Genomic DNA, 8,169 nt, shown 5'->3' with positions numbered 1-8,169 from the left:
CTCGCGCCGGTGGGCAGGTCGCTGCGCGCCCACCCCTCGGGCACCTTGACCTCGTAGCCCTGGCCCTGGGGGCGGGTGAAGAACTGGGGGAGGGTGGTGGCGCCGCCGCCGATGTCGCCGCCTTCGTAGGTGGGGTTGTGGGACTGCAGGGCGGCCGGGGTGAAGGTGTGGCGGGCGAGGACGCGGTCGCGGAAGCCGGGGGCGAAGCGTTCGATCTGGGCCTCGATGGTGGCGGTCATGTCGGCGGGGGAGCCGTTGGGGACGTGGCAGTAGGCCCAGAGGGTGTGGTGGCCGGCGGGGGCGCGGGTGGGGTCGGCGGCGCAGGGCTGGACGAGCAGGACGTAGGGGCGGGGGGAGTGCCGGCCGTGGGTGGCGGCGTGCTCGCCGGCGGCGATCTCCTCCAGGGTGCCGCCGAGGTGCACGGTGCCGGCGCGGGCGACCTCGGGGTCGCGCCAGGGCACGGGGCCGTCCAGGGCCCAGTCGACCTTGAAGACGCCGGGGCCGTGGCGGAAGCGGGCCAGGCGGCGGGCGTAGGCGGGGGGTAGCTCGGCCCCGTCGCCGGTCATCCGGAGGAACTGGCGGGGAGTGACGGTCAGCAGCACGGTCTCGGCGTCGGGGAGGTCGCGCAGGGAGGTCACGGGGTGGCCGGAGACGGTTTCCACGCCGTGCTTGCGGAGGTGGTCCAGGAGGGCGTCGGTGAGGGCCTGGGAGCCGCCACGGACCACCGGCCAGCCGGCCAGGTGCGCCGAGGCGGCCAGCATCAGGCCGAAGCCGGAGGTGATGGGGGAGCGCAGATCCAGCATCGAGTGCGCGGCCATGCCGGCGAACGCGGCGCGGGCGCGGGCCGTACGGAACACGGCCCTGGCCAGGGTGGTGGCGGGGAGCACGGCGAGGGCGCCGTAGCGGGCGGCGGCCAGCGGGGCCCTGGGCGGGCTCAGCGGGGCCAGCAGGGAGTCGATGAGCGGGAACCCGGCCCGGGCGGTGGCGCCGACGGTGGCCTGCCAGGCGCGGCCGTCCCGGCCCAGACCGGCGGCGGTGGCGGCCGGGTCGCGGTGGATGAGCACGGCGGGGCCGTCGTCCATCGGGTGCGCGGCGGGAATCTCCGGGTGGGCGAACTCCACCGGCAGCTCGCGGACCCGGTCCCGGAGCGCGGGCGAGACCAGGGACAGGGCCACCACGGTCGCGCAGACGTCGTGCCGGAAGCCCGGCAGGGTCAGCTCCTCGGTGCGCAGGCCGCCGCCGAAGCGCTCGGCCCCCTCCAGCAGCAGCACCCGCCGCCCGGCCTCGGCCAGGGTCAGCGCCGCCACCATGCCGTTCGGCCCGGACCCCACCACCACCGCGTCGTACTCGCTCATGTCCCCCCTACTTTCCGTTACCCATGATTCACCCGCGCTCGCAGGGGATCTCACCGTTGATCCGGGTCCCGGCGCCGAGCTGGGAGGTGACGGTCAGGGACCCGCCGATGGCGCCGAGCCGGTCGCTCATGTTCACGAAGCCGCCGCCGTGCTCGGACTGGTCGAAGCCGACGCCGTCGTCGGCCACCTCGAAGGTGAGGGTGCGCGCGTCGGCCGCCAGCCGCACGGTGATGGCGGCGTCGGCGCCCGCGTGCTTGCCCGCGTTCTGGATGGCCTCCAGGCAGCAGAAGTAGACGGCCGCCTCGATGGCCTCGGAGTAGCGCTGCGGCAGGTCCACGGTGACCGTGCAGGGCAGCGGGGAGCGGCGGGCGGCCGAGCGCAGCGCGTGGTCGAGGCCGTGGTTGCGCAGCAGCGGCGGGTAGACGCCGTGGGCCAGCTCCCTGACGGCCGTGATGGTGCCCTGCACGTCGGCGCGGAGCTCGTCGAACAGGCCGTCGGCCGCGGCGGGGTCGTCGGCGATGATCTCACCGGCCAGGCTGAGCTTCACCGAGAGCGCCACCAGGTGCTGCTGCGCGCCGTCGTGCAGGTCGCGTTCGATGGCCCGGCGGGCGGCGTCGGCGGCGGTGACGATGCGCAGGCGGGACTTCTGCAGGTCCTCGTTGCGGCGGCGGAGCTCGTCGAGGGACGCCTGGAGCGCCAGGTCCAGGCGCATGTTGTGCAGCGCCAGGCCGACCTGGCGGCCCAGTTGCACCAGGACCTGGTCGTCGGCCTCGGAGAAGGGTGGTGCGTCCGGCTGGCGGCGGACCACGATCAGGCCGAGCAGCTCGCCGAGGTGGGCCGCCGGGGCCACCCGGACCAGGCCGCCCGCCTCCGGCAGCAGGGCGGGCATCCAGACCGCCAGCCAGGAGCCGCCGCCCACGCGGGTGCGGCCGACCACGATGCGCTCCCGCTCGTTCAGCACCAGCCGGGCGGCCGGCAGGTCGGGCACGCTCATCGTGCGGTTGAGCACCCCGTCCGAGCCGACCCAGATCTCCGCGCCCCCGGCCGGGGCCATCGCCGCCTTGAGCGACTCGGCCAGCTGGAGCAGCAGCTCGTCGAAGGGCACGGCGCGGCTCATCCGGGCGCCGAAGGTGGCCAGCACCTCCTCCGGCGGCACCCCGCCCCGCCCGGTGATGGCCCGTGCGGTGGCCAGCAGCCGCACCCGGAGCGGGAACGCCAGCACCGCCACCACCAGCGCCGCCGCCATGCTGGAGACCAGCAGGTCGCGTTCGGTGGTGTCCGGGATGCGGCCCAGGCCGAGCACCACCACCAGGTAGACGCTGGCGATCATGACGGTGAACCCGGCGGTGACCACCGCCTCAAGCAGCGCCTTGTCGCCGACGTGCGCGGTGGACGGGATGTGCCCGAGCAGGGCGCCCACCGGGACGAGCACCAGCGCCCCCACCAGCCAGGTGAGCGGGCTGGCCGGGACGTCGAGCAGCAGGTAGAGGCCGAGCAGGGTGGCCCCGGCCGACCCCGCGAGCAGCAGCGCCGCGCCCGTCCACTGCAGGGCCGCCCGCTGCCGGGGGGAGGCCGGGGGACAGCGCAGCACGATGCCGGTGGCGCCCGCCGCCGCGGCCAGGATGGCGGCCAGGCCGTACAGGCTGGGCGGGCTGTTCAGCGCGGTCAGGCCCACGCAGAGGGCCGCGGCCACGCCGGTGAGCATCCGGCGGGGGAGGGTGCGCAGCTCGCCGTCGGGGAGGGCGAGCGCGAAGGCCAGCCACCCGGCCACCGCGATCGGCACCGCCGACGTCCAGATCGCGGCGGCGGCCTGCAGGACCGCCACCAGGCCCGCCCACCGGGCCACGGCTGGCCGGCCGACCAGCAGGCACCCTGCGGCGGTGACCGCCCACCCGGCGGCCACCACGGCGGCGGCCAGATTGGTGCCGTCCCAGAGCCCGACGCCGACGGCGGTCAGCGCCGCCGCGCCGCCGGTGGTGATGGCGATAGCACGGGTCATGTGGATCACTCCGCTCGCAGGACGTGACCGACTCTGAGCCGGGCCGCGCGATGGCCCGGCCAGGCGGCCAGGAGGTTGGCGACCAGCAGGGCGGCGGGGCCGATCGTGAGCAGCGCCCAGAACGCCACCGGCGGCTGGTAGGCCAGTGGCCACAGGTCCGCGACCAGCCGCCACAGCATGCGGCCCAGCGCCATCCCGAGCGGCACCCCGGCGACCACGCCGATCACGGCCAGCACCGACGCCTGGGTGGCCACGATCCAGCGGGCCTGGCGGCGGGTGAGGCCGAGGGCGCGCATCACCGCCAGTTCGTGGCGGCGGCGCCGTACCGCGGTGGCCAGTACGTGCCCGACCGCGCCGACCGCGAGCAGCGCCAGGAAGGCGGCCAGCGCGACCGGCAGGATCCGCATGTCCCGGATCTCGGCCAGCTCGATGAGGTCGGGGGCCGGGGCGAACTCGGAGAACTGGGCGCCTGGCACGCTCCGCACGAGCTCCTGCAGCGCGGCCACCACCTGCTCCGGGTCCACGCCGGGGCGCAGCGAGACGAGCAGGGTGTGGAACTTGTACGCGTCGAAGAGCCGGTCGAAGGCGGCCATGCTCACCAGGCCCCCCTCGAAGTAGGTGTTGTGCGAGCCCTTGGGGACGAAGCCGATGCCGGTCACCCGGAAGGTCCCCCGGCCCGGCTGGCCGGTGAGCGCGACCTCGTCGCCGATCCCGGCCCCCAGCTCCTGGGCGGTGCGCAGGGCCAGCATGATCTCCTGGTCGTCGTGCGGTGGGCGGCCCCGCTCCACCACGATCGGCAGGGGTTTGGCGCCGAGGTCGTAGGTGTGCAGGGTCACCGAGGTCCGGCCGGACTGGGCCACGGCGGTCAGGTCGTCGCTGATCCCGGCCACGTCCGGGTGCCCGGCCAGCGCCCGGTAGACCGCGTCGTCCGGGGGGATCGCGCCGGAGTCGTACAGGTAGACCTGGAGGTGGAAGGTCTGGCCGAAACGTTCCGGGCGTTCGCCCGCGTCGGCCACGCCGCTGGAGAAGGTGAAGGCGGCCAGGATGCCGAGCACCCCCGTGACCGTGCCGAGCAGCGCGGGCCGTACCGGGACCGAGCCTCGGCCGCGGCCGGACTCCAGGGCGAACCGGGTGCCGACCACGGCGGGCACCGGCAGGTTGGCCCGGCCGGCCAGCAGGGCGGCCACGGACCGGCGGGCCGGCCGGGCGTGCGCGCCGCGCAGCGCCAGCGCGCCCGAGAGCAGCGCGCCCAGCGCCACCAGCACCGGTACGGCCAGGCCGCCCGGGAGCAGCACCGGCCAGTCGGCGTCCAGGCCGGGCGTGGGTTCGATCAGGGCGGCCGCGCCGACGGGCGTGTACGCCGAGGCCCCGTACGCGGCGGCGACGCCGAGCACCGCTCCCGCCGAGGCGGCCAGCGTGGGCCCCAGCGCGGCGGCGATCACGCTCTGCCTGGGGGTGAGGCCGAGCATGCGCAGCTGGTGCAGTTCGGCGACGGTGGCCGCGGTGTAGCGGGCGACGGTCTGCCCGACCAGGACCAGGGAGGCGGCCAGCGCGGCCAGGCCGAAGGCGAGCAGCGAGTACGCCTCGAAGGCCAGGAACTCCTCCTGGTGCGTCTTTATCGCGCCGGCGTCCCAGACGTCGAGGTCGGAGCGGCCGGTGGCGGCGGCGAGCTCGCGCTTGAACTGGGGGAGCGCGGTGAACCCGGCCGTCAGCCGGACCAGCGCGTTGAATGAGGCCAGCTCCTTCGTCCCGACCATTTCGTCACGATATTTCGTGAAGAAGCCGGGAGAGAGGATGAAGTCGCCGGAGCTGGTGACCGAGTCCGAGAACCAGGCGGAGCGGATGACCCCGACGATGGTGGCCGTGGCCTCGGGCCCCTCCGGCGCCATCTCCCGGGACGCGGAGCCCGCCAGCGCGGCGTCCACCTGCGCGGCCGTGTACAGCTGGACGGTGACGGTGTCCCCGACCCCCTTCCCGTAGCGCTCGGTGAACTTCGGGACGATCACCGCCTCGTCGGCGCGGTCGGGCGACGGCAGCCGGCCCGCCAGGATCACCGGCTTCTCGATCGTGTGCCAGGCCTCCCGGTCGACGACCATCGGCAGATCCGGCTGGAACCCCACCGGATCTTTCACGACATATCCGGGTATGAGTGGAAATGTCGTGACCGCTGCCACCGAGGGCAGCCGCCGTACCCGATCCCAGTCGAACTTCGGCTGGTTCGGCAGCACTACCGCGCTGAACGGCAACGTCACCGCCACCAGCCGCTCGACCGCCGACCCACCGCGGCGAGCCCCCGCCACCGCCGCCAGCACGGTCCCGCTCGCGAACGCCACCAGCAGGGCGAGCACCGCCAGCGACCGCCACCGCCGCCGGACCTCCAGCCGCAGCCACAACGCCTGCATCGCCTACTCCGCTCTCAGGACGGCCGTGACCTGGAGCCGGGCGTAACGGCGTCCGGGCCAGGTGGCCAGCAGGTTGGCGGTGAGCAGGGCGACCGGGGCCGTGAGCAGGAGCGCCCAGAGGGCGAGCGGAGGCTGGTAGGCGAGGGGGGTGGTGTCGGCCACCACCCGCCACAGCACGCGGCCGAGGGCGAGCCCCAGGGGGAGGCCGACGAGCACGCCGACCAGGGCGAGGACGGTGGCCTGGACGAGGACGATGAGCCTGGCCTGGGGGCGGGTCATGCCGAGGGCGCGCAGGATCGCGACCTCGTGGGCGCGGCGGCGGACGGCGGTGGCCAGGGCGTGGCCGACCGCGCCCACCGCGAGCAGGGCGAGAAAGGCGGCGAGCAGCAGCGGCAGCACCCGGACCCGCTGGATCAGGCCCAGCTGTTCCGGCGGCGCCGGCACCTCGAAGGCGGCCTGCTCGCCCCCGGGGACGGCGGCCACCGCCGCCGAGAGCCGGGACAGGGCCGCCTCAGGGTCGGTGCCGGGCCTGAGGCCGATCAGGCCGAGGTGGTACTTGAAGGTGCCGAAGAGACGGTCATAGCCCTCCTGGGTGAGGATCCCGCCGTCGTCGTAGCTGTTGTGGGAGCCGGCCGGCACGAAGCCGAGCCCGCTGACCCGGTACGGCAACCGCCCGCGTTCCCCGTCCAGCGGCAGGGTGTCGCCGACGGAGAGGCCCAGCCGCCGGGCGGTGCTGACGCCGAGCAGCACCTGGTCCGGGGCGTCGGGCATGCCGCCGGCCATGATGATCTGCTCGACCGGCCGGGCGCGGGAGCGGAAGCCGTACAGGCTGACCGAGATGTCCCGGCCGGCCTGGGCGACCGCGACCTTGGTCTCGGTGAACGCGACCACGTCCTGGTCCGCCTCGATGGCGGGCACGATCTTGTCCACGGGCGCGTGGGTCTCGCCGTTGAGCCCGAAGAACCCGGTGAGCTGATAGGTCTGGCCGTACCTGGCCGGGTTGGTGGCGGCGTCGCCGACGCCGTTGGAGAAGGTGAAGGCGGCGAGGACGCCGAGCACGCCGGTGATCGCCCCGGCCAGGGCCGGACGGATCGGGACGGCGTGCCGCCCCCGCCCGGGTTCCAGCGCGAAGCGGGTGCCCACCACGACCGGTATCGGCAGCCCGAGGCGGGCCGCGGCGGCGGTGACGGCCGACCGCGACGGCCGCGGCCACGGGCTGCGGTGCAGGGCGAACCAGGTCGTGGCCGCGGCCCCGGCCGCGACCAGGGCGACGGCGGCCAAGCCGCCGAGGAGCAGGACTACCGGGTCGACGGCGAACCCGGGCGTGGGCTCGTAGTACGCGGCGGTGCCGATCGGGAAACCGGGGGAGGCCGCCGCCGCGGCCGCCACGCCCAGGACGGCCCCCGCCCCGGCCGCGGAGGTCGGCCCGAGCGTGGCGAGGGCCACGGTCTGGCGCCGGGTCAGGCCCGTGGCGCGCAGGCTGTCCAGTTCGGTGACGGTGGCGGTGGCGTACCTGGAGACGGCCTGGCCGACCAGCACGATCGCGGCGACGCACCCGGCCAGGGCGAAGGCGAGCAGGGAGGCGGCCTCGAAACCGAGCACCCGGGTGATCTGGCGGTCGTTGTCCTCGCGCCGCCACACGTCGATGTCGGTCCGGCCGGTGGTCTTGACCAGACTCTCCTTGAAGGCGCGGATGGCGCCCGCGCCGCCGTTGAGGCGGACCAGGGCGTTGACGTAGCCCACCGCCGGCTTGCCCAGCAGATTGCCCGGATATTTCGCGAACACGGCGGGGGAGATGACGACGAAGGCGCCCTGGCCCGTGGGGTCGGTGAACCACGGCGAGCGGATCACCCCGACCACGCGCGCTTCGATCCTCGGCCCGGCCGGGGGCTGGTCGCCCACGTTGTAGACCTGGTCGCGCTGCTCGGGCCGCCACAGGGTGAACGCCACCCGGTCGCCCAGCCGCTGCCCCGTCCGCTCCAGGTATCCGGGCGAGACGACCACCTCGTCCAGCCGGGCGGGGTCGAACACCCGGCCCGCCAGCACCACCGGCCGCTCCACCGTGCGGAACACCTCGGCGTCGCCCGGCGGGAAATTCGCATAGACGCCCTCCACCTGAGTCTCCAGCCGGAAGTCGCCCACCACGAAGGTCGCCACCGCCGCCACCTCGGGCAGCGCGCGGATCCTGTCCCAGTCGAACCCCGGCTGGTTGGGCAGCACCACCACGTCGGCGGGCAGCGTGCCGGCCCGCAGCCGGTCATAGGCGCCCGCGCCGCGCCGCGCCCCCGCCACGGCGGCGAGCACGGTCGCGACGGCGAAGGCCACCAGCAGGGCCAGAGCGACCAGCGATCGCCACCGGCGGTGGAGTTCCAGGCGGAACCAGAGTGCGGTCATCCGGGTTCTACTCCGCTCT

The 8,169-nt window shown here is 75.1% G+C and carries 4 protein-coding genes; all 4 read right to left on the bottom strand.

Annotation, left to right across the window (positions count from 1 at the left end; genetic code table 11):
- The coding region (locus KIP79_RS36290) for a phytoene desaturase family protein (RefSeq protein ID WP_214109517.1) at positions 1 to 1,355 on the bottom strand (1,355 nt) is incomplete at its 3' end.
- 28 nt (positions 1,356 to 1,383) lie between these two features.
- Positions 1,384 to 3,354, bottom strand: a complete 1,971-nt coding sequence (locus tag KIP79_RS36285; protein ID WP_214109516.1) for a sensor histidine kinase — start codon at positions 3,352 to 3,354, stop codon at positions 1,384 to 1,386.
- 5 nt (positions 3,355 to 3,359) lie between these two features.
- Positions 3,360 to 5,756 carry an ABC transporter permease gene (locus KIP79_RS36280; RefSeq protein ID WP_214109515.1) on the bottom strand — a complete coding sequence of 799 codons (2,397 nt, stop codon included), beginning with the start codon at positions 5,754 to 5,756 and terminating at the stop codon, positions 3,360 to 3,362.
- Between the two features lie 3 nt (positions 5,757 to 5,759).
- The gene (locus tag KIP79_RS49045; RefSeq protein ID WP_214109514.1) at positions 5,760 to 8,150 is read right to left on the bottom strand and encodes an ABC transporter permease; all 2,391 of its coding nucleotides are present in this window, start codon (positions 8,148 to 8,150) and stop codon (positions 5,760 to 5,762) included.
- Positions 8,151 to 8,169 lie beyond the last annotated feature (19 nt).

The sequence above is a fragment of the Acrocarpospora catenulata genome, assembly GCF_018476525.1.
GTDB lineage: Bacteria > Actinomycetota > Actinomycetes > Streptosporangiales > Streptosporangiaceae > Acrocarpospora > Acrocarpospora catenulata.
The sequence above is the reverse complement of the archived record's forward strand: the minus strand, read 5'-3'. Positions and strand labels throughout refer to the sequence as shown.